Raw genomic sequence first — 22,865 nt, 5'->3', positions numbered from 1 at the left:
GATCGAGTTACGCGGCTATTTTCCCTTGGCGGCGATGTCTTCGAGCGCCTTCACTATTTTCGGTAGATATACGGACGATCCTTGGGATTCCGCTGCCTTTTTTGCCTGTTCAAGCCGTCTTTGCGCCTCGTCGTACTCATTTCTGCGCTCATGCAGCAGCCCCAGGTGGTAAAGAGTGATGACGTGCTCCCGATTCACCTCCAGGCTGCGCAGGAAGACCCCCAGGGCCTCCCCCAGACGATCGTTGAGGACCAGGGCCCATCCCAGCGTATCCAGGACGTTGGGATCGTTAGGCCGGATCTTCCGGGCACGAACGGCGTAGGGGAGCCCCTCGGCGCATCGATTCATTTCCTCACACAAAAGGGCCGCGAGGTTGTTGAGCGCGAGGGCATTGTTCGGATCGAGTTTGAGGGCCTCTTCGTACTTGGCCAGCGCCGCATCCAGCTTTCCGGCCCGCTGAGAGAGCATGCCCTGGGCCAGTCGGGCGAACAGGATGTCCTCATTGCGGGCGGCCAGCTTCTCGATCTGCTCGGTGACCGCGATCGCATCATCGACCTTGTCGTTGATGTGCAGAAGCTGCACGAGGAGCTTGAGCTGCTCGATGTTCTGAGGATCAGCCTCGACTCTCTTCTGCTGACGCTTCAGGCACTCTTCCCGGCCGGCCGACTGGACCATCTCCATGACGACGGAGGTGTATACGTCAAATTCGTTGGCCGCCGCCGCAAGCGCCATGTCGTAATACTCAATGGCCTTGTCTTGTTCGCCGGACTGGAGATACGCCCAGGCGACCGTCGACAGCGCCCCAGGCATGGTGTTGAGCAGTCGCGACGACAGCTTCTGGGCGGCGTAGTCCTTGATGACCTTGGGCTGGTTCGACGACCGGCACAGCCGGAACAAGGCCTCAACCGATGCTCGGCCGTAATGACTCAACTCCGCCGCCTTTTCGTACGCCGCGATGGCCTTGGCGTCATTCCTCGCCTTTTCATAAAGCCGGCCGAGAATCATCTGCCACTTCTCGTCACGCGGTCGCTTCTGGGCGAAGGTGAAGATCAGTGTTTCGGCATCGGGATAGCGCGAGGGGCCGATGCGGATGTAAAGATCGATCAGCGCCTCGGCGACGGCCTCTTCGTCCGGGTTTTCATCGAGAATGGTTCGTAACTCGGAAACGGCGAGCTCCGCCTTGCCGGTCTCCATGAGCACGTCGGCCAGCGAAATGCGATGCTGGAAGCTGAATCCGTTGGGACTGATTGTCTTGGCCTTGGTAAGGTCGCTGATTGCCTTCTGCCAGCCCCCCATCAGGCGAAACAACTCTCCTCGTTGCCACAGTGCGACGGCGTTATCGGGATTCCTCTCAATGTGGGCGTCGAACGATTGACGCGCCTGCTGAACGTCACCGGCGATCCGGTGATAGGCGCCTTCGAAGATCATGCCCTGATCGTTGTTCGGGTACTTTGTCAGGAACTCGTCGATGGCGGTTCGTGCCCGCTCGAGGTCGCCGACCGCCAGACAGAGCGCAATGATCTTGGATCGGACCTGTTCCGCCTGGGCGGAGCCTTCCGAGTCCAACTGCTTAAGGGCGCGGACGTAGTATTCAGTCGAATCTCTAAATCGGCTTGTCCTTGCGTAGTACTCGCCGGCCGACTGCAGAATCGTCGCCGACGGATCGAGGCTGACGGCAAGTCGGAAATGCCGGTCGGCCGTCGCGAGAACTTTCTGGTTCTCGTAGAACCGTCCGAGGTAGATGGCGATCTGTGCCTTTTTCGCCTTGTCCTGCTCCTTGCCCATTAAGTCCCCGAGGATTTGATCGCCCTCCGATGGACGCTTCACATCGCTTCGCCCCAGGAAATTAGCAAACTCAAACGCCATTGCCAGGTCGTTCTTGGACTCCGTCAGGGCCATCCGATAGACCTCGGCGGCCTTGTCAAATTTGGCTACCTCCGGGAGCGCATACAGCCTGGCCAGGAGAACGAGGTTCTGCAGATCGTGAGGGTTCTCCTGCAGGATCTTCTCGCGCGACTTGATGCCCTCGCGCGGATTCTCTTTCTCTTTGAGAATCTGAAGCTGACGCTGAACAAAAACATCGTTCGGAAGCGTGCGACTCGCGGCCATCAGGTACTTTTGCGCTTCAGCCTCGTTGCCCTCTCGGATGCTCAACTCCGCCAATGCGCGATTGGCAAAGCCGTTCGTCGGATCCATCTTGAGAGCTTCAAGAAGCACGCCCTTCGCCTCGGTGCCGCGACCGGCGGCCTGGTAGGCGTCGGCGAGAACCGTCCATGCCAGGGAATTACTCGAATACTTCTGGAGACCGCTGCGAATCAGGTCGATGGCCCGCTCGAACTGCTCCTTGGCCTGGTCCGCCTTGCCTTCTTCCTCAAGACTCGCGCCTTTCGCCAGAGCCAGCCGGCCCTGTGAAAGCAGCCCCTCGGTGCCGTCGATATTCAGCGAGCCGCTCTTCGCGGCATACTTCTCCGCGCGACTCCAGTCCTTGGCCATGACCGCAAGCCGGAATTGTCGCTCAATGACCGCCGAATGGTCCGGCCGAAGCCGCTCGGCCTCATCCAAATACTTTCGGGCCTCTGATTCGTTATTGTCGCTATTGTAAAAGTCGTGAAGCGACAGGGCCTTTACGAATTCATCCTTCTCCTCGTTGATGACCTTCAACGTTCGGGCCTTACGCTCGTCACTACTACCTCCCGGAAGGAGGTCGATTTCCAGAATCTTAAGCTGCCGATTATCCGGCTCCTTCTGAAGCGCGGCCTTCGCCACCGCAGTCGCCTCATCCAGCCGGTTCGTGTCCCGATAGAGCCCGCAAAGTGTTCGCAAGACGCCAATATCAGTTGGAGCGGATGCCAGCAGCGTCTTGAGCTTCTTTTCCGCTTCGGCCGTCTTCTCGCTGAGGATCAAGAGTTGGGCTTCTCGAACCTCGTCCGCGATGCTGCCGGTACCCGATCGCGCGCTCTCCGCCAAGGCTTGCTCATATTGGCCCAACTGGCGCAGCGCATCGGCTCGCAGGCGCGCGGCCGCCGGGTTCGTTCGGAGAAACTGGCCGCGCTGGCCCGAGTCCATGGGCTTAAGCAGGGTCAGGGCATCGTTCGCCTTGTTCTGCTGAAGATACAACTGTGCGAGCCGCAGAATGAGGCCCGGGGAATCGGGGTTCATGGTCAGCGCCTTCTTGATGGCGCTTTCGGCCGCCCCCCATTGCTGCTGCCGTGAATACACTTCTCCCAGCAACACTTGGAGTCCCAGGTGGCCGCGCGACCCGGCGGCTCGCTCCGCGGCTTCAGCCTCCTTGGTCGCTTCGACAATCTCACCCTTCATGTTGAGGATGTTGGCCACGAGGAACCTGACTTCCAGTTGGCCCGGATCGATCTCCTCTTTCATCCGCGCCAGCCAGGATTCTGCGGACGCAATCCCCTTTTCTCGCGCCTCCTCGTCCGGGCTCTGATCGGCATCACCGAGGGCGCCGAGCACCAACTCAGAATAGAACTGTGCCCGGGCAACGTTATTCTTGAGCTTTCGGAAATCGGTCGTCCGCGTAACGACTTCCAGTCCCTTTTTGTAAAGGCCGAGTTCCTTCTCGCGAAGCTTCTTCTGCTCTTCGGGGTCTTTGGATTTTTCGCGTTGCTGGCGATAGACCCGAGCCAGCTCCAGATAGACATCGCCGTTATCCGGCTCAATGCTCAACGCCTCTAGATAGAGCGCCTCGGCTTTGGCCAGATCTTGCTTCACCGCGTCACCGAGGACGCCCATGTAGATGCCGCCCAAGAGTCGATGGGCGTCAACGCCTTTCACCTCAGACTTGACGATTTCCTCGAGGTCGCGAATGCCCTCGTCGACTTTCTTCGAGACAATCTTGAAAATGCACTGCAACTGACGCAGTTCCGTTACTTTCTCCGGCGCCGCGGCGCGGCACTTTTCAATCGTGTCCGCGATCAACGTGTCTCGAGCGACGACCAGCGCGTCCGACTCGTCCAGTTTGCCGGCCCGCTTCGCAGTCTCGGATTCGTTCCACCACTGCTTGGCAAGGGTATCCACGGCTTTCGCGTTCGTCGGGTCGAGCTCGAGCGCCTTCTTAAGCGCCGCGACACCCTCCTCGCGGTGCCGGGAGTCTTCGCCTTGCAGTGCGAGATACGCCATGCCCATCGCGTGTTGCGCCAGGGCCGAATTCGCATCGGCCGCAGCCAGCTTCTTGGATGACGTCAGAACGCGATTCCATTGGGCACTGGAGCCGAATCTCTGGGCGATTTCGAACTCAAGGTCCGCGGTGACTTCCAGGGCGGATTTCAAGTTGGGATCGCGCTGAAGCGCATCGCGGAGCATCGCCCGTGCCTTGCCGATCTTGCCCTCTTCCAGCACGCACTTGGCGCCTTTCACGAGATATTCTGGGTTCTTCGCCGGATCGCGCTGGTAGGCCCGGACCAGCGTGTCAGCGGCCATCTCAAACTTGCCTTCGCTGCGGAGCTTTTCCGCTTCCGCTTCATAGACCTTCGGATCCTGACCCGGGAGGCTCGCCAGCAGTGCAAACCCGCCGACGGCAAGCAGCACCATTCCGACCAGTGTGAGGATGCCAACCAGGTTCCGATTCAGTTTCTTCGCCATAATGACCAAGCCTTCCGATTGATAGTCTGACGGCAATCAAGCGAACCACCTCCGCGCGAATGCGCCGCGGCGGAGTGGTTCAGATTATACAGGTTGTCACGGATTCCGGGGCGAGGACGCCGATGAGCTTGATCCAGCCGGGGGGCCGCCCTGTTCCCAGCCCTTGGGCGGGAAATGCGATGACCGCAATTCGCTGAGAACACGGTCCAGTACCTCTCGCGCCCGCGAGTCCAGTTCCTTGAGGTCGGCGTCCGGCCGTCCCTTGAACGCAACCTCGACTTTCGAATAATAGAGGTGCGTGTCCGCGAACTTTGTCATCCGCGACCGTACTGCCATGCGCGTGGCCATATAGTCGCCATTGACGCAAAAGGTGTAATAGACGTAGGTCTTAACTGTCACATCGCGCGGCGGATAAAACTGAAGCCGGCGGACCTCGATGGACTCGCCCAGCGCCGGAAGCTCCATCTGCATGATGTCATCGCCGGCCTGGGTATAGGCGCCCTGCACCATGCACTCTTCAGGGACGTGCGGCACCTGATCGACGACCCCCGTGTAGTAGGTCACCGTCAGGTTGATGGCCCTCCCCTTATACGGCGACCTCGACGGCTCCTTCAGCATCCAGTTGAAATACTCATCCGTGCCGAGTTCCTCGATCACCTCCGCGGGAAACTCCTGGGAACTGACGACCATGAATGGCTCGAGTTTCGACCGATCAAGATCCTTGATCGGCTTCAAGATCGGCAGGCGCTGCTTCACCAGGCTCAACCAGCCCTTGGACTGCGCGGCCTGCATGAACGCGGCGCTCGCGCCGAGAACCGCAAGACCCAGTCCGACATTGATCTTGTCTCGTGTTCCCCAGGCCATCAGGCAGGCACTCCGGAAGCATCTTCGGCGTCGGGATCCTCAACCATCAAATGATCGAGAGTCCACAGAATGGCGCCGTAGATCGCGAAACCGACGGCGAACATCACCAATCCGAGAACCGTGTGAGGGGTTCCCGCGGCCAGATTACCGTATCCATACATTTGAAACGCCCCCGTGATAATCACTCGCAGTACGTTGCAGGCCAACGCAACCGGAACCACGCATACCGCCATGGCCACACGGTGCCAGGTTGGGCGCGGCGTGAAATAGGCCATCACCAGTCCCAGGGCCACGAAGGCCAGCAGCGACCGCATGCCGCTGCATGCCCCCGCCACCGTAAACATGCCCTGATTGCCGCCCCTTATGTAGTACGCAATATTGATGCCGGCTTGTTCGACTTCAGCACCGGGAAAAAGATTCAGCATCTTGGTCGCCAGCCAGGCGGCCCCCTGCTGAAGCGGCTGCGTAAAACCCTTGTAAATCCGGTCCGGCGGAGGAATCGCCAGCGCAAAGAAGCAGATGGGAAACAGGGTGAGTTTCAGTATTCTCCAACCGCACATGAGCAAGACCAGGCCCATCGCGACCAGCAGCATCGACAGGTCCTGCGGATAACCGATCTTCACATAGATGAAGTAGGCGTAGGTCGCGATCCCGAGCAAAATGACGCCCAGGCCCGCCAGCGAGCCCTTTTTCGGCGCCGCGAGGATTGCCGCCTTTCGGACGTGAATCATGTAAAGACAGAAGATCGGGATCAGATACCCATGAGACCAGTCGGGGTTCTGCCACATCCGAAACAGCCGCTGCCATTGGGGCTTGTAAAGCCACCCCATCAAGGCGCAGATCACCACGATCACGACCAGTCCGGATGTCCCCAGAATCTGAAACCAACCGGGGTCCACGCGCTGCGGCTGGCCTCGGCGTCGGCCCGCAACGGAAGCCCGCCCGGGCGCTCTACTCTCGGTCTGGGGCGAGTCCAGGGAAGTCCTATGCACGCGCGTCGGCCTCCCATAATCGGTGGAACCGCTCCGGCCCGCTTCGGCTACTGAAGCGGGATGCCGCGCAGAGCCGCTTCCTGGGTGCGACGCTGCCGAACCTGTTCCTTGGCCTGAAATGTGTCCGCGTCAGCGAAGTTTCGATCATAGACAAACCCAAACCCATAGCTGAAGCGGAAGGCATTCCGCAGAACTGCCAGGAACACGGCTGCGGGGGTTGTACCGACATTGAGAATGTCATTGGGTTTAAGATAAAAGTCCGGAGCGGTTCCCGCGAAGATGGCATCGAGATCCAACTGAATGATTTGTTCTTCATCCTGACTGACGCGACGCACGAGGTCCGCGCGAGACGGCCAGGCGAGCGGCCCGAAACCACCCGCGGCGGCAACGGCTTCCTTCACGGTCAACCGACGCCCGGTGATGTCATAGGCTCCGGCTCGGGCGACATTGCCCATCATGTAGTACTCGCCCACCGAACCCGGCGGAACGCTGATGAGATCATAAGGCCTAATGACCAGGTTGTAACGGGGATCGCCCGCCAACAGGTCCTTGATTGGCACCTCAATGATCCGAACCGGCTGGGCCAGTTCCTGCGTCAGCGGATCGGGCGCGTCTCGATTCGGCCTGTCCTCAACAATGACCGGCTCGCTGGCCGCGTCTTCCGCCGGCTTGATGATCCAACCCTGCTGCGGGTCCCAAATGATCGCTTCGGGCGAGGTCGTCGGACCTCCCTCGAGAATGTCGATCTCATCGATCTTGCCTTCCTGTGTCGAAACCGGCGTCATCGACTCGGGCTCAGACGAGGCCCAGGGGCTGACGGCCGGCCCACTGGCGGGCGAAGAAGAAGGTCCCGATGCCGTGTCACTGAGCATGAACGGCGTGGGCTCCATGCTGTCCGACCGGGTCGGTTGTGACTGTGGCGCGGCGCCCCCTCCCATTTCGCCGTCCCGAAGTTCGTCCAGGGCTCCCCGACGGAATACGTAGATCGTTTGCACTTGGGGCGGTACGCCGCCCGCGTCGGCCAGCGCCGATAACAACCTGTAGTCCGGCTGCGGCAACTCGTAACTGCCGGGCCGCGAAACGCTGCCGATGATCGAGAATCGTGTTGCCCGGGTGCTCAGCAATGCAACCTGCACCTCGGGGTCCGGCAGGATTTGAGCTTCTCGCAACAACTCCTTCAGTTCCAACTCCAGTCCACTGATGGTCAGGCCCGCCATTCGCACTCGCCCAATTGTCGGGAGCGATTCATAGCCGGACGAACTGACCAGGACCTGCTGATTCGTCGCCTGTCCCGGCACCAGCAACTCAAACACCGTGATGTTCAGCCCGTCGCCCGGCTGAATGACATGTTCGCGATACTCCACGATCAGGTCTTCCGCCTGAGGCTCCTGTGCATCCTGAATGCCGGTCGGCTCCTCCAGAATACTCAGCGACGCGCGAATCTCGTTGCGCTTTGGCTCTAGGAACTGACCGACTTGTGTCGGGTCGACGAGGCCGTTCTGAAGCCACCGGGCGCTTTCGCCGCCCGGCTTGCAGCCCGTCGCGGCGAACACCGCAATCAACAGGACCGCGCAGCGGCGATTGGGGGCATAGCCGCGACCACGCGAAGCTCGCATCAGTGCCGACTCTCCGGCACTCGATAATCGAGTGATGCCGCTGCTTGACCCGCCGCCCACGTTGCCGGGCAGTTGAGCCGTTCGTATCCATCGCTGAGTTGTCCGTGACAAAGGACGCATGCCGGTTCCTTCCGTGGCAGACCGAGAATCAGTTCTTCTCGTTCGCTGTTATCGTCACTCCTCGACCGGAAGCGCACCAAATACACGCCGCGGGATTTGCATTTCCGCCCACCGCCCAGGTCGGCAACTCCGGCCGCCAACCTGCCCAAATCGACCGCTTCGGCCGATAACCACGCGCCTTCGAGGTTCCCGGGAGCATGGGTCAATGCCGTTGTCCGCCACGCCAATCCTGATACAGCAGGAAACCCCTCAAACAGGTTCGCGCAAGACCTGCCGCACACGATTTCTTCCCGCGGCCCCGGCGGAGTTCAGCGGTCTGTCCGTACGCGCCGATAGCCTTTCTGGGGAAATACTCACTCGGGTTGTCCCGTTGGGAGAAGGTATCGTGATGGATGTCGTCATTCTTGGTGGTGGCGGCCACGGACGCGTGGTCCTCGACATCCTCCAGCAGGGCAAGAAATTCAAGCCCGTCGGGTTCCTCGACAACAACAAAGCCCTGCACGGCCGCCGCGTGGACGGCCTGCCGGTCCTGGGCGGCATCGAAAGCCTCGCCGACGTACGCAGCCACGGCGTTCGCGGAGCCGTCGTTGCCGTCGGCGACAACGGCGTGCGCCGAGCCCTCGGCGATGCCGTTGAGCAGGGCGATTTAGAACTCGTCAGCGCGATTCACCCCTCGGCCCAGCTCGCCTCCAACGCTTCGGTCGGAAAAGGCGTCGTCATCGCTGCCGGCGCGCTCGTCTGCGCCCACTGCCAGATCGGCGACTATGTCATCCTCAATACCGGTTGCATCGTCGATCACGAATCGATGATCGGCACCAGCGTCCACATCTGTCCCGGCGTTCGACTCGCCGGCCACGTCGTCGTGGAGGCCGGCGCCCACATCGGCATCGGCGCGACCGTCGTGCAGAATGTCCGCGTCGGCTTCGAGGCCATCGTCGGCGCCGGCGCCGTCGTCATTCAGGATGTCGACCCGATGACCACCGTCGTCGGCGTTCCGGCCCGCGCAATCAAGGACGCCCCCAACGCCGCCGAATTCACCGCCATGCTCTCCCCCGCCCGTTCCATCGATCCCCGCGACCCCATGCGCGTGCCCGGCAGATAGCATCCTGCCGGCCCGTCGAGACGGCAGCGTCCGAATGGTTTCTGCTGTTGGAGGGGGGATGTCAGACCGTGATTGTCGTGCCGTCGAATCTGGTAAATGCGAATCCACCGAAATTCTCGTTGTAGCATCCCGCCTGGTTCTGAAGGATGCGAATCGCAACCTCTTCACCCAGCTTCAGCGATTCGGTCGCATCCGACCGCCAATGCACACCTGCGATGTTCCGGCCGATGGCGATGTTGCTCGCCAGCTTGTTGAGTTCTCCACCGACCGTCAGGGCCGGCCCGTTGAACGCGACAAGCTGCGTCGGGTCATTGGGGTCCGGCATCACGGGGTTCGATATGACGAAGTTTTCGTCGAACATCGCCTTAAGAATCGTGATGCAGGCCCCGGCGACAGTCGCATGGCCTGCGCCGTACGCCGGATGCAGTGGCGATCCCTCCGGAAACTCCATTGGCAGGAGATATGATCCATGCTGGCCGAACGATTGCTGTATGGCCGCCGAATTGAGTGCTTCAGGATGAATCGGATAGCTCGCCAGTCCAATCAAATGGTTGTGAATCCTGGCCCCGAATACCTCCGGCCTAAGCCGCCGATGAACGAACCACTTCTGATACCAGACCGTCTTTAGCGCGCGCGTTGCGACTTCGCACATCAGCGACTTAATGAAGGGCTCGCCAAATGTGGCGAAGCCCTCCTGTGTTTGCGATGTCAGGTAAGGATTACCCGGACTGAGCGGCGCACCGATCCCGCTGGAAAGCGGATCCGTTCCCGTCCCCACCGGCGTTAGAAGAATCAGGCACGCCTGAAAATACGCCTGAAACAGCACGTCGACATGCACCCACTGGCCGATGTCGCGGCCGTTATGAATGAATCGTCGCACGTTCTCGAACGGCTCCGCCTGCGACGGCACACATCCGTTTTGAACGCTCAGCCACTGGGCGTACTGCGTCATGAAACTCAGGCCCGCCACGTGGGTTCGAATGCGCTGCTCGATGTAATTCGCGCCGAACGGGCAGGGCTTATACATGAACTGCGAGATGTAAGGCCCGGTCAGGTCGCCGGGCGTCAGACCTCGGAAAAGTGTCTGCGGTGTCACCTGGTTGCCAATTTTAGGCCCGCGAAAGTCGCTGAGGCCCGAAAGTTCGGCACATGCCTGAAGCGTGAGCGGATTGCTGTCGTACTGCCCGAACGGCACGTCACGACACAGAGCCATCCAATAGTTCTCGATGATCTCGGCCGCGATTTCGGCGCTGTCGAAAGCGGGCGCCGGCGGCTGCGCCAGGGCGTGCGTGTCGGCGCCCTGGAGGTCGAACGCGAGGCCGCATTGCGGATTCACCAGCTTGCGGCGGAAGCTCGGTGTCGAACATCCGAGCGGAATCGCCTCAAAATCTGACGGCTTGCCGCTGGCCAGCGCGGTGAGCAGCGCGTTGTACGCCGTCGTACTCACCTCGCCGCGCGCATTGTGCGGAAGGCCTTTTGTGTAATTAGCGATCTTTCTCGAATAGAGGGCCTCGTCGCCGTTCGATGACTGCGTCGGAATCGCGGTGTCGCGCTCCGCCCACGCGGCCTTGGCCCGGATCGTGTAAGACTTGTCGGCCCGATGCGTGGCGTCATCGACCGGACCCCTTGGAGCGCCATCCGTTGCGCCGCCGAGTTGTGGGACACTGCCGACATTGATGGATTCGGCGGAGCGCGCGGTCTCAATTTCCCCGGTGATAATGGCTGCGGCGGTCACACCAAGAAATGTCCGTCGAGAGACCTCGCCTCCCTTTCGTGCGGAATCCTGTTGGGAATGGCTCAGCACATCCGGGCATTCCCCAGCGGAACCCGTGGACTTCGGGCTTTGACCGAGCTCAGGCTTTCGGCGGCGAGCCATTTTCCCATTCCTAAAACGGCTGAAGTGATCCCCCTGAACATACACATTTTTGAGCCGCGAAGCAACCAATTACTCCTTCGGGTGACGTCGTCGGAGGCAAAATCAATGGCGCATCCCCGATAAGTCGCCCATCTTCGGCCCGGCCTTCCTTGAATTGCGCCGTTTGAAGGAGGTACAATTCCAATTTGGGCTATACTGAAGCCCTCCAATTCGGGTCGACGTTCTCTTCAACGCGGGTGGGTGCACATGCGTGTCTTTCTTTCCAGTCTTATGGTCGTTTGTTTCGCCTTCGCCCGGCCCGTGTTGGCGGTGGATACCGATGGGGATGGCGTCCCCGATGAAATCGATGTCTGCCCCTTCACCCCCTCCGGTGTTGTCGTCGATGCCCACGGTCGGCCGGCTGCTGATTTCAACATGGACTGCGCGCTGGACGGCTTGGATCTCAGCGGATTTGTCGAACAAATTCTTTCAACGCCGGCCCCCGCGGTCTCCACCACGCTTCAACTGATTTCGCCCGCACCGGAATCTTCAGGCTACTTCGGCATTAGTGTTTCCGGCGTGCCGGACGCCGACGGTGACGGCCTCACCGATCTTCTTGTCGGCGCAAAGCTCGAAAACCCCGTGGGCGCTCCCAATGACGCCGGCCGCGCGCACCTCTATTCAGGAAAGTCGGGCGAACTGCTCCGCACATTCGCTTCACCCAACCAGGAGTCCGATGGTCGATTCGGGTGGGGAGTCGGCGGCGTACCGGATGTTGACGGTGATGGTCGCGGTGACGTAATCATCGGCGCGCCGCTCGAAAATCCGGGCGGCTCCATGCCGGACTCGGGTCGCGCCTACCTCATCTCCGGCGCCACCGGCATGCTCCTGAAGACACTGGTCTCACCGATCGGGTCACAAGGCGCCCTGTTCGGTTACAGCGTGACCGGCATCTCCGATATCAACGGCGACGACAGCGGAGACGTCGTCGTCGGCGCATGGCACGAATCCGCGTCGGGCAGTCCCAGTGACGCAGGGCGGGTCCATGTTTTTTCCGGTGCGACCGGCTTGCTGCTGTTCACGCTGTCCTCCCCGAATCAAACCGTGGCGGGATACTTTGGCGTGGCCGTTGCCCGCGTCCCCGATATCAACACCGACGGCGTTGAAGACATTCTTGTCGGCGCGCCGGGCGATCCGCCGCAGGGCCCCATCCTGGCGGGAAGAGCCTATGTATTTTCCGGCTCGAACGGCGAGTTGTTGAGAACCCTGGTTTCAGGCAACGAGCAGCCGTTGGGAAACTTCGGTGGTTCGGTCAGCGGCGTCCCGGATGTCAATGGCGACGAAGTGGGCGACATCATCGTCGGTGCATCACAGGAATCCTCCGGGTCGAGCCCGGATTTCGCCGGCAGGGCATACATTTTCTCCGGCGCTTCCGGGTTGGTGCTTCATGAACTCACTTCGCCCATCGAACTGGAGTTCGGAACATTTGGTAACGCGGTCGCAGGCGTTGCCGATATCGACGGGGACGGTCGCGGAGACGTCATCGTCGGTGCAAGCCAGGAAGGCGGCAACCCAAGTCCCGATGGGCGCGGTCGCGCATATGTCTTCTCGGGTGCAACCGGTTCGCTCATCGCGGAACTGGCTTCTCCTCAGCCGGATCCCGCCGGCGCTTTCGGCTTCGCCCTTGCCGGGCTGACCGACGCATCCGGCGACGGTCGCGGAGACATCTTGATTTCGGGATTGTTCGACAATCCCCCGCCGAGCCCGATCGACTGCGGTGCGGCTTATCGATTCAACATCGCGGACTCCGACTCCGACGGCGTCCCGAATAACATCGATCTCTGTACCGGCACGCCGGCTGGTACGCCCGTCGATCGTCAAGGCAGGCCCGCCGCCGATTTGAACAACGACTGCCTGGTGAGCACCGCCGACATCGCGGGCTTCGTTGACTTGCTGCTCGGCATCTAACCACGGATCGCCGAATCCGCTTTTCGATCTGCGGCGTGAACCCGAACATCAGTCGAGCTACGGGAGTTCAACACGCCGGCGAATCACTTCTTTGCCATTGACATCCATAACGCACAGAACAACGTGACGATGCTTGCCGGTCGTGTCAAAGTCCAGGACGCCGAAATTCACGCCGTCGCTGTAGGCCGCGACGCGATCAGCGCTTTCAAACGTCGGGCCGTCCTTGTACACCTCATTCGCCAGCGGAGAACTCGTCAGATCCCATAGGTCGCCGCCCCTGCCCTTGGGGGCGCGCTTTCGCGTCAATTCGGCGAAGTGACGATCGCCCGACAAAAAGATCACGCCTGTGATCTTCTTCTCCCAGAGCCAGTCCAGAAACGCATCCCGCTCCGGGCGAAACTGCACGCCCCACGACTCGTGCGGATGCGTGTCAGCAAGTATCTGATTGCCGCACACAATCAACTTGAAGCTCGCCTTCGACTGAGCAAGGCCGTCCTTCAGCCATGCAAGCTGCTTCTCGCCGAGAAATGTCTTGCGATTCGGGTCATCATTCGGATCGCGAAACGTACGGTCGTCCGTCATGAAGACATCGATATCGCCCCATGCAAATCTGTAAAAGCATCCCTTCGCATCCGGCAGGCCGTAGTTGTTGGGAAAGTAGAGATTTAGTGCCTCGAAGGCGACACCCTTCCACGGCCATGTCCGGTCGCTGTTGTTCCCGCCGAAGTCGTGGTCGTCCCAAAGTGCGAAAGAGATCGTCGAACGCAACAGTACCTGCATCTCGGGCATCTGCCGCTGGTGGTCGTAACGATCGCAATAGAGCTTGAGCACCCCGTCGCGCTTCCCGGGGAACTCCTCGAGCCTGTTCGGCAGATAAATGTTGTCGCCGATAAAGAGAAAGCAATCCGGCTTCTTCCTCACGATCGCATCCCAGATCGGCTGATGCTCGCCAAACTTCTCCTGATGCGAACAGGAGCCAAAGGCAATCGTGTAACGGCCGGATTCGCCATACAGCGGAGGCGTCCTTAGCCTGAAGCGGGCATCCAGGATCATCTTGAACTCATCCGGGGGCTTCGTCCCTGCGCTGAAGCTGAATTCATACTCCCCCGGAGGCGGAATCGGCACGATCACGCAAGCGATATTTCGTCGTTCGGCTGAAGTATGAATCTCCCTGCTAAGATTCTCGGCCAACAGCTTCGCCGCATCTCGCGATACTCGATTCATTGAAAACACCAATCTCTCAGGCCGATTGGTTTGCACCCAGACGGCTAGATGTGTCGTGTCCACCACGGAAAACATCGGCCCGGCCACGATCTTGAGCGGCTCTTCCACGCCGGCTGTTCCGGCCGTAGCGAAGATCAAAAAGAGAACCGGCAGTATCTTCGTTGGCATGTGAAATCCTTTTTCGCGAGCGTCGGGCCTTAAACGCTGCGGGCCGAATGACCGCCACGTCGTCGTTAATACTCGCTTTGACGGTATTTGTTCGACGACGCACAATAGTGCCCTTCGTATGTGAGTATCCTACCACCCAGCACGGACGCCATGCCGCACATCCGCAAACTCGACCCATCCCTCGTCAACAAGATCGCCGCCGGCGAGGTGATCGAGCGCCCTGCCTCCGTCGTGAAGGAACTCTTGGAGAATTCCCTCGACGCCGGCGCCACGCGCATCGACGTCGCCCTCGAAGACGGCGGCGTCGGCCTCATCCGCGTCACCGACAACGGCCGCGGCATGTCGCCCGAAGACCTCCCCCTGGCCATAGCCCCCCACGCCACCAGCAAGATTTCCACCAGCGACGACCTCTTCGCCATAAACACCCTCGGCTTTCGCGGCGAGGCGCTCGCGTCCATCGCCTCCGTCAGCCACCTGCGCATCGTCAGCCGTCCAGAGGGGCAGACTGAAGGCTGCGAGCTGATCGCTACCGACGGCCAGGTTCAGGGCCCCCGGGCCTGCGCCGCGCCGACCGGCACGACCATCGAAATCCGCAACCTGTTCTACAACGTCCCCGCCCGGCGAAAGTTCCTCAAGCAGGGCCCGACCGAGTTTTCCCACGCCACCGAGCAGCTTGCCCGGCTGGCCCTGGCCCATCCCGAAGTGGCCTTTAGCCTCTCGCACAACGGCCGCTCATCGCGCACCCTTCCGGTCACGACGCATCGCCGCGAGCGCATCGGCGATTTCTACGGCACAGAACTCGCCGCGTGTCTCTTGCCCATCGATCGGAACGAGCGCGGCGTTCGCATCGAGGCCCTGATCGCCCCCCCGGCCCAGTCTCGCGCCTCTTCTAAGTGGCAATATCTCTTCCTCAACGGCCGCTACATCACCGATCGCCGGATTACCTTCGCCGTGCGCGAGGCGTTTCGCGGCCTCGTCGAACACAGTCGCTACCCGGTGGTGTTCATCTTCCTGACCACCCCGCCCGACGCCTACGACGTGAACGTACATCCGACAAAGATTGAGGTCCGCTGGCGCGACGCCGGACTGATCCAGTCGCAGGTACTCGCCGTCCTGCGTGAGACGCTCTTGTCGCACGACCTGACGCCGCAACTCGGCTTCGACCGCCCGGCCTTGGGCCCCCCCGGTGGAGAGCATCAGGCGCGAAGTCGCCAGGCGCTGGCCGACTATCTCAAATCCGTCGACCCCACCCAGGCCCGGCTGGGGTTCGTGCCGCCGAGGTTCCCCAGCCAGAGCGTCCGGCCGTCGCTTCGCAGTTCGTCGACCAGCAGATTGCACGACCCGGCGTCCGGCAATGCGCCCCCGGCCAGTCGCGATGGCTTGTCGTCACCGATCCCGTCCGGCCTTGCCGCCCCACCTGCGCATCCTTCCAATGATCCCGCTTCCCTCGAAACCGCGGCGCCGCAGGACCATCTCTCCGCCGGCGCGCCGCCCGATGCCGCCGCCGGTTCGCAGGTCATCCAGGTTCACAATACCTACCTCGTCGCCCAGACCGAAGAAGGCATCGTCATCATCGATCAGCACGCCCTGCACGAGCGGATTCTCTACGAGCGGTTTCGCGAGCGCATCCTTGCCGGCTCACTGGAAAGCCAGCGCCTGCTCATCCCCCCCGCCTTCGACGCATCCCCGGCCCAGGTGCAGGCCGCCGAAGATCATGCAGAGCTGCTTTCGCGCATCGGCGTTGAAGTCTCTCCCTTTGGGCCCAAATCGCTCGCCGTGCAGTGTCTCCCGGCCCTCCTGGGCGAGATCGACCCCGCCGACTTCGTGCGCGACCTGCTCGACAAGCTGGCCGACCAGGACCGCATCGACTCCGGCGCCGACGCGCCGGGCCACGATGCCCGCGAGACACTGCTCCACGCCGCCCTCGACATGATGGCCTGCAAAGCCGCGGTCAAAGCCGGCGACCCGCTCACCCAGGAAGAAATGCTCACCCTTCTCGATCAGCGGCACGTCGTCGATCGATCCAGCAACTGCCCCCACGGCCGCCCGACAACGCTTCAACTCTCCACCCGCGACCTCGAGAGACAATTCAAGAGAACCTGAGACATCATCGCAATTGAGTCGTGCGCAAAAAAACGCCGCCCCGGTCAGGAGCGGCGTCGTTGAGACTCATGTGACTCTCTTACGCTTTCGCGGTCGTCATCAGAACGGCGCCTGCACGACCTGAATGTCGTAGTTGCCCGCGACCGCGCCGGCGCACTCAAACACCTGCAGCGTGAAGGTCAGTGAAGCCGACGGCGTAAATGTCGCCGTCGTCGTCTTGGAGGTCGGGCCAGTCCCGCTGTTCGCCACGGGCTGGTTATTGTTGTCCAGAATGCGAATCTGCGGGCGACTGTTTGATGCCGGGCCCGTGACCGTCGCGGTGACTGCCTTGTTGGCATCCGCCTGGAACGTCGTCTGCAGCGCCGAGGCGGCTGTAGCGCAAATGTCGTTCTCACCGGTCGCGCCCAGGTTTGCCGGCAGTTGCTGATTCAGCAGCGTACCGGTTCCGGGAAAAAGCGGACAGGTCGTCCCGAGGATGAACGGTGCCGCGACAACCACCATGGCAATGCACTTCAGGGGTTTCATCGTCTTTACTCTTGTCATCGAATTCTCCTAGTAGTGTCGTGCTGTCCGACAGTCCGCACGTCGGGTGCGATCACACAATGCGTCATACCAAACGTGGCCAAGCCTGTCGAGCCAATGAACTGGAACCAATAGCCTAATTCTGCCCGCCTGCGGAATCAACTGCCGCCGACCGGGGGGACCAGGTTCGCAGGCCCTTGCGGCGAACCCGCATTCGCCGCTGACCCATGAAGCCGACCGCCAGTGCCATGAGACTGGCTTGGCATCCGACGCCGCACATGCCCGAGCTGCATGGAATCTCCGAAGACGGCGGCTCAGGGACCACGCGGGCATTCTCGGGGACAAAGCTCACGGTCATGCGGTAGTCGCTGGTCTGCCCCTGGTAGGGAACAACCTCGATGAACTGGTCGCCGTCGGTGACCTGCACCTCCACGAACTCGTTCGACGATTCCGTCTCGGACTTGGCAACCACTGTCTGGCCATTCTTGGTCAGGACGACGTAGAGATCGAGGTCGCCCGTCGAGCCCTGGATCGAGACCGTCAACCGTCCCGTGCTCGTTCGCAGCTTGAAGATGTCACTATCGAGGCACTTCAGATCAAACGTCCCGGCCTGAATCTGTGCCGCCTGCTCAACGGTGTTGTTCGGCTCGTACGCGTCGTCGACGGGGTTCGGCGCCGGCTCAGGCGTCGGATTCGGGTTCGGATTCGGCGTGCCGCCCGACAATCCGGCGATGGCGTTTCCGAGGTTGACCCGCGGCTTCGTGATGTTGGCCTTGTGGTCGGTGACGTTGTCGCCCGTCGAGGTGAGCATCTGCTTCACCTGCGCCGGCGTAAGGAACTGTCCCGTCGTCGCCTTCGCCGCGGACTGCAGCGCCGCCACCGCGCCGGCTGCGTAAGGGCAGGCTGCGGACGTTCCGCCGAAATCAGTCTCGAAGTTTCGCGTGGCGTCATTACCCGTGCCGCGGATCGAAGTCGTGAACGCCATGTGCGAGGGGGCAAACAGCGTCAGGCCGCTCGACGTGTTCGAGTAGCACGTCACCTGGTCGGCCGCCGTCGTCATGTCAACGCCGATGTAGCCCGTCGGGCTGTTGGCGTCACTCCGCTTGTCAGGCGTGCAGGACTCCGGTGCCACGACAAAGGCCATCCCGTCGCCGACGTTCGCGTCATACACCGCGCCCACCGACAAAACTCCGCTGATGCAGGCCGGCCAGCCCATCGCGTCGCAGTAACCCTCATTGCCCGAAGAAACCAGCAGCGTGATGCCCGCCGCCATCGCGTTCTGCGCCGCGGTGGCCATCGCCGGGACGTCCGCATCGCAATTTCCAAGGGCCCGGCCGCCGCCGAAGCTGGTGCTGATCACCTTGATCGGGAAGTTTGGATTGTCGTTGCGATGCGTCACGCACCAGTCCCAGGCGGCGATCATCGCGGCATCCGTGGCGCTGCCCGTGTTGCCCGTGGATATCTTCAAGGCATAGAGCTTGGCCTGCGGCGCGACGCCGCCGTTGTAGTCGCCGATGTTGGCGACGTCACCGGCCGCGATGCCCGCGCACGCCGTGCCGTGGCTCTCACCATTGGGCCGGGGGTCGGCATCGTTATCGCCAAAATCGAAACCGCCGAGCACCTTGGCATTCGGAAAGCCGCCGTTACCAAGTTGCGGGTGCGTGTAGTCGATGCCCGTATCGCAGACGGCGATGGCCACGCCCGCCCCACCGTGAGTGGCGCGTGTAGCCGCGGCATTCATCAGGGCAAGTCCCTGTACGTCGTGCGCTTCGAGAATGCGAACCGGCTCAACCGACTCAACGCTCGGATCGTTCCGCAGCGATTCCAAGCCCGCACGCGTGACGGAGACCCACATCGTCGCCTGGTTCTCCATATTGTGATGCAGCATGAATTCGCCGGGCGCCATTCTCGTCATCAGCGTCGTCTGAGCGGCCGCGACCGTCGTGCGCTGCGCCGCGAAATCGCCGGCCGCGCCCAGTACGGCATTGCTTCGATTCGTCGCCGGCAACCTCAGGTTGACCAGCACTTCAACCGTCTCCGATCCGGCGTCGAACTGCTCGGTAATCGCCTGAGCTTCGACAATCCTGGCCTCCATCGTCGGGCCGTTTGCGCTGTCGGCGGCGACCGCTTCCGTTCGAGCGAGGGCCACTTGAACAACGAGGGCCGCAAGAGCCGTCGTGAACCCCGACTTGAGTCGCTTCCCGTTTCTGTTTTCACTTCGCATGTTCATCGTTCGATCTCCCGTGTTATTGAGCACTTGGTTAACCGGCACATGCCGGAGACACAGGAGGTACACAAGCCGACACAGTTTCTGCCGCGAATCGCGAAAAACGGCATTTTCCATTGAAAAAAACGCTTCCGGCCGTAGCGCCACCCCTTGTGGGTGGCGCGGCGTCTCATTCCAGCCTGGCCGTCGTTGAGAGCATGTGGCGACCTGCCAGACCCCCAATCGGCGCGAACACCGAGCAAGGATTTAGAGATGAGGGACTTTGTTGAGATGCAAAGAACGGCGGCCGTCCCGAAGGGAACGAACGATGAGCACGCGGGGCTTCGATTTCACCAAAAACCGCCAAAAACTCGAACAGCCCCAACACATGACCGCCACAGTAGTTGCCATCGCCCGGGGACTGCTTGTGTCACCTTATGTCACCTTGGGTTTTCGTCGTCCCTGTGGCCAGGATCGGCGTCAAAACAGCTTGATAACCGCGAATCCACCGACAAGGAGAATGACAAACGTGAGACAAAGCAGATTGAAATATTTATCAATAAACCGCTGCATCGGCGGGCCGAATTTATAAAGCAGCGCGGCAACAATGAAAAACCTCATGCCCCGGCCGACGACCGAGACAAGCGCGAAACCGATCACGTTCATGTGAAAGGCGCCCGAGGCAATGGTGAAAACCTTATACGGGATCGGCGTGAAGGCGGCGATAAAGACGATCCAGTAGTCGTACTGCTGATACCAGCCGGTCACCTGCTCGTAATATTTTTCGGCATGGTAAAACGCGATGATCTTCTGCCCCACCGTGTCCATGAGTCCCAAACCGATGAGATATCCGCCGATTCCGCCGAAAACGCTGGCGACGGTGCAGGTCGCGGCGAACCTCCACCACTTCTGCCGGGCGCCCAGCACCAGGGCGATCAGCAGAACATCCGGTGGGACGGGAAAAAAGCTGGACTCGGCGAAGGCCAGCAGGAAAAGAGCAATGGCCCCGTGCGGCGTATGGGCCCAATGAAGAACCCAATCGTACAACCGTCGATGCAAATGCCACTTGCCGACCGGCGCGGCCGTTGGAGTCTCGGCATGAATAGCCGGCCCTGCGGCGGCAACGTCATTCGCTTCGGGGGTTGGCTTGATCAAAGCTGTCCTCAAGTTGCTGTCGTGATTGTCTGGGAACGTCAAAGGAAGAGAGCGTACCGATGTGTAATTGATCGGCCAAGCAGGATCGGGCGGGGGCACGGGCGGCAACGTGCGGAAAGTCCCCCCATCGATCTTCTCGACATCGGGTCCGGGGTGTCACATCGCGGAAACGAAATCCTGCACGTCGAGGCCGTCCACGTTCCCATCGGCGTTCATATCGGCCTGACAGGAGAGCCAGCCGGACAGCACCTGCTGAACAAAGGCGGGAATGTCGCCGGGGTCCACGACGCCGCTGCAATCCATGTCGCCGACGAGAATGCCGGGGCAGGCCGGATGCTCGCAGTCGTCCGGGATGGAGTTGCCGTTGCAATCCGTTTCGCCGCATGCATCGATCACGCCATTGGCGTTGCAGTCGATGCCGGGATTGCCGGCGATGTCGCAGCTATCGGGGATCATGTTTGTGTCGCAGTCGCCGTCGAAGCCACTGGAGATATCGCATTCATCCGGCACGCCGTTGCCGTTGCAATCCGGGTCGCAGCCGCTCGTGCAGAAGAACGGCCCGCCGGGCGCGGGGCTGCCGACGGCGATCTCGCATTCGTCGGGCACGCCGTTGGCGTTGCAATCGTTGCTGGTCATCGCGGCGATGTCGCATTCGTCGGGCACGCCGTTGGCGTTGCAATCGGCACTGGTCATCTCGGCAATGTCGCAACTGTCCGGAGTGCCGTTGACGTTGCAATCCGGGTCGCAGTCGGAGACGCAGAAGAAAGGTCCGCCCGGCGCCGGGCTGCCGACGGGAATCTCGCACACGTCAAGAATCCCATCGACATTGCAGTCCAAGAGCGGATTCAGAATGATCTCGCAGGCGTCGGCCGTGCCGTTGTTGTCGCAATCGGGATCGCATTCGTCGAGATTTCCGTTGGAGTCGCAGTCCAGCGCCGGATTCATCTGAATCTCGACCGCGTCGGGGATGGCGTTCATGTTGCAATCGACCGGGGCATCCACGGGGCCGGGCGCAATGACGACGACCGACGCCGGTGCGCCGGGCTTAAACAGGCCGAGGGTGATCTGGCTGTTTGGTATCGGCGGGGCATTGGTGACGAGGCGGAAGTTGTAGAGGGTGGACCATCGCAGCGCGTTTGCGTTCGCATTCACGCCATGCGCGGTCGTCTGCCAGGTGATCGCGCCGCCCGCAATACCGGCCGGCCAATCGGTCGGGTCATAGGTCTCGCCGCTGTGGTAACTGACATCGTGAAAGGCCGACGATGGAACCGCCGCGCCGGGATCGAGCGGAATCGAAAACGAGCCGACGCTGCGATCGGAGTTGGCGTTGAAGAGCGCGTATTCGTAGTTCCAGAAGCCAGTGCCCAGGTCGGTGACCTTCGCCCCAAGTATCAGCCGTCCGTCGCCGGGAATGTCGATGTTGACAAGCGTGACCGTCGGATCGAAGTCCTGCCACGCCTGGATGCCGAACTTCTCTCGCTCGGTCGTGTCCGTCATCGTGCAGGCAAAGACGTTGGTCGAGTTTTCGTTGACGGTAAACCGGCGATACGACGCGTTGTTATTGTCGTTGCCCGCGGCGGCGGCGTCGTCGGGCGTGACGTAGTGCCCCTCGACGAAATAAAGGGCGCCAGCGTTGAGTGCCGGATTGATGTCTTCGTCGCGCACCTGAAGGCGCTTATCGATGATCAAAGTGTGTGGGTAATTCGTGAAGGGATATGGAAATGCCCCGGTTGCCGCGTTCACCTCCGAACGGGGCCCGAGGATGATCTGGTTTCCGTTGAGCCCGGCCCCGTAGGGATCATTACATCCTACGCCCAAAAGATCACTCGTGCCGGGATCCTGGCAGGTAGCGCAAACGCCGGATTCATTCGTGGAGGCGAAGGCGTGCTTGAGCCATGCCATGCCGATCTGCTCGAATTGGCCGCCCTTCAATCGATACATGTTCTGGGCGATGACCGGGTGCTGATTTGTCTCCGCGATCCAGAGGAGGGGGGTGTCGCCAATGTTGCACGAGACCGTGCCGAAAGAGTAGCCGGTGATGCCCCCGACACGTCCCCAGCGCATGATCACTTGGAGTTCGCCGACGATGACGTCCGGGCCCGCGGCAGCCGCAATCTGACAGAAGTTCAGGAGCACAAACGCCCCGACCCCAATGCGCGTGGGCAGTCGATCAAACACTTTCCAACCTCCGAATCCAAAGATACTTATCGTATCCCCGGCACGGACACTAAACAACCAAAACAGAGGTGGAAACACGCCCCACCGCCGTTTTTGTGCCCGCAGGCACGGGGATTGTGCGTTTGCAAGAATCGTGGGACGGGCATGAAGGCGGACTGCCGCCCCGCTTGTGGCGATTTTCGCTTCCATCGAC

Annotated in this window: 13 protein-coding genes; 3 read left to right on the top strand and 10 right to left on the bottom strand. The window is 61.2% G+C overall.

What is annotated here, in order from left to right; genetic code table 11:
* Nucleotides 1–15: 15 nt before the first annotated feature.
* From HS101_09345 to HS101_09330, 4 genes are all read right to left on the bottom strand, one after another.
* Nucleotides 16–4,599 carry a tetratricopeptide repeat protein gene (locus HS101_09345; GenBank protein ID MBE7506476.1) on the bottom strand — a complete coding sequence of 1,528 codons (4,584 nt, stop codon included), beginning with the start codon at nt 4,597–4,599 and terminating at the stop codon, nt 16–18.
* A gap of 96 nt (nt 4,600–4,695) precedes the next feature.
* On the bottom strand, nt 4,696–5,463 hold the full coding sequence (locus HS101_09340; GenBank protein ID MBE7506475.1) for a hypothetical protein: 768 nt from the start codon (nt 5,461–5,463) through the stop codon (nt 4,696–4,698).
* Nucleotides 5,463–6,455: an exosortase/archaeosortase family protein gene (locus tag HS101_09335; protein ID MBE7506474.1), complete on the bottom strand. Its 993-nt coding sequence runs from the start codon at nt 6,453–6,455 to the stop codon at nt 5,463–5,465. Before HS101_09335 ends, HS101_09340 begins: the two co-directional genes overlap by 1 nt.
* A 47-nt stretch (nt 6,456–6,502) precedes the next feature.
* Nucleotides 6,503–8,071 (bottom strand): SLBB domain-containing protein, encoded by a 1,569-nt coding sequence (locus HS101_09330; protein MBE7506473.1) that lies wholly within the window; start codon nt 8,069–8,071, stop codon nt 6,503–6,505.
* A 505-nt stretch (nt 8,072–8,576) separates the two neighbouring features.
* Between HS101_09330 and HS101_09325 the strand changes: the two genes are divergently transcribed.
* Nucleotides 8,577–9,293 (top strand): acetyltransferase, encoded by a 717-nt coding sequence (locus HS101_09325; GenBank protein ID MBE7506472.1) that lies wholly within the window; start codon nt 8,577–8,579, stop codon nt 9,291–9,293.
* Between the two features lie 61 nt (nt 9,294–9,354).
* On the opposite strand, the gene HS101_09320 is transcribed toward HS101_09325, so the two are convergent.
* On the bottom strand, nt 9,355–11,028 hold the full coding sequence (locus HS101_09320) for a vanadium-dependent haloperoxidase (GenBank protein MBE7506471.1): 1,674 nt from the start codon (nt 11,026–11,028) through the stop codon (nt 9,355–9,357).
* Nucleotides 11,029–11,415: 387 nt separating this feature from the next.
* Between HS101_09320 and HS101_09315 the strand changes: the two genes are divergently transcribed.
* Entirely contained in the window at nt 11,416–13,116 is a 1,701-nt protein-coding gene (locus HS101_09315) for an FG-GAP repeat protein (GenBank protein MBE7506470.1), read from the top strand.
* A 57-nt stretch (nt 13,117–13,173) separates the two neighbouring features.
* Here HS101_09315 and HS101_09310 read toward each other — a convergent pair whose 3' ends face one another.
* The gene (locus HS101_09310; GenBank protein ID MBE7506469.1) at nt 13,174–14,508 is read right to left on the bottom strand and encodes an alkaline phosphatase family protein; all 1,335 of its coding nucleotides are present in this window, start codon (nt 14,506–14,508) and stop codon (nt 13,174–13,176) included.
* A gap of 150 nt (nt 14,509–14,658) precedes the next feature.
* Here HS101_09310 and mutL point away from each other — a divergent pair, with 150 nt between their 5' ends.
* Nucleotides 14,659–16,611, top strand: a complete 1,953-nt coding sequence (gene mutL, locus HS101_09305; GenBank protein ID MBE7506468.1) for a DNA mismatch repair endonuclease MutL — start codon at nt 14,659–14,661, stop codon at nt 16,609–16,611.
* Between the two features lie 99 nt (nt 16,612–16,710).
* Here mutL and HS101_09300 read toward each other — a convergent pair whose 3' ends face one another.
* The 4 genes from HS101_09300 to HS101_09285 form a co-directional block, all read right to left on the bottom strand.
* On the bottom strand, nt 16,711–17,154 hold the full coding sequence (locus HS101_09300) for a hypothetical protein (protein ID MBE7506467.1): 444 nt from the start codon (nt 17,152–17,154) through the stop codon (nt 16,711–16,713).
* Between the two features lie 115 nt (nt 17,155–17,269).
* Complete coding sequence (locus HS101_09295; GenBank protein MBE7506466.1) at nt 17,270–19,363, bottom strand: S8 family serine peptidase; 2,094 nt, start codon at nt 19,361–19,363, stop codon at nt 17,270–17,272.
* A 456-nt stretch (nt 19,364–19,819) separates the two neighbouring features.
* Nucleotides 19,820–20,398: a DedA family protein gene (locus HS101_09290; GenBank protein MBE7506465.1), complete on the bottom strand. Its 579-nt coding sequence runs from the start codon at nt 20,396–20,398 to the stop codon at nt 19,820–19,822.
* 252 nt (nt 20,399–20,650) lie between these two features.
* A complete protein-coding gene (locus tag HS101_09285) occupies nt 20,651–22,672 on the bottom strand; it encodes a hypothetical protein (protein MBE7506464.1) in 2,022 nt (673 codons plus the stop codon).
* Between the last annotated feature and the right edge of the window lie 193 nt (nt 22,673–22,865).

Source organism: Planctomycetia bacterium (assembly GCA_015075745.1).
Classification (GTDB): domain Bacteria; phylum Planctomycetota; class Phycisphaerae; order UBA1845; family UTPLA1; genus UTPLA1.
Note: the sequence above shows the minus strand (reverse complement) of the source record. Positions and strands in the feature narration are given on the sequence as shown.

What these genes read in the sequence shown, in the direction of transcription:
- HS101_09345 (MBE7506476.1), bottom strand. Translation starts at nt 4,599, where the DNA reads ATGGCGAAGAAACTGAATCGGAACCTGGTTGGCATCCTCACACTGGTC.
- HS101_09330 (MBE7506473.1), bottom strand. Translation starts at nt 8,071, where the DNA reads ATGCGAGCTTCGCGTGGTCGCGGCTATGCCCCCAATCGCCGCTGCGCG.
- HS101_09310 (MBE7506469.1), bottom strand. Translation starts at nt 14,508, where the DNA reads ATGCCAACGAAGATACTGCCGGTTCTCTTTTTGATCTTCGCTACGGCC.
- mutL (MBE7506468.1), top strand. Translation starts at nt 14,659, where the DNA reads ATGCCGCACATCCGCAAACTCGACCCATCCCTCGTCAACAAGATCGCC.
- HS101_09315 (MBE7506470.1), top strand. Translation starts at nt 11,416, where the DNA reads ATGCGTGTCTTTCTTTCCAGTCTTATGGTCGTTTGTTTCGCCTTCGCC.
- HS101_09295 (MBE7506466.1), bottom strand. Translation starts at nt 19,363, where the DNA reads ATGAACATGCGAAGTGAAAACAGAAACGGGAAGCGACTCAAGTCGGGG.
- HS101_09340 (MBE7506475.1), bottom strand. Translation starts at nt 5,463, where the DNA reads ATGGCCTGGGGAACACGAGACAAGATCAATGTCGGACTGGGTCTTGCG.
- HS101_09300 (MBE7506467.1), bottom strand. Translation starts at nt 17,154, where the DNA reads ATGACAAGAGTAAAGACGATGAAACCCCTGAAGTGCATTGCCATGGTG.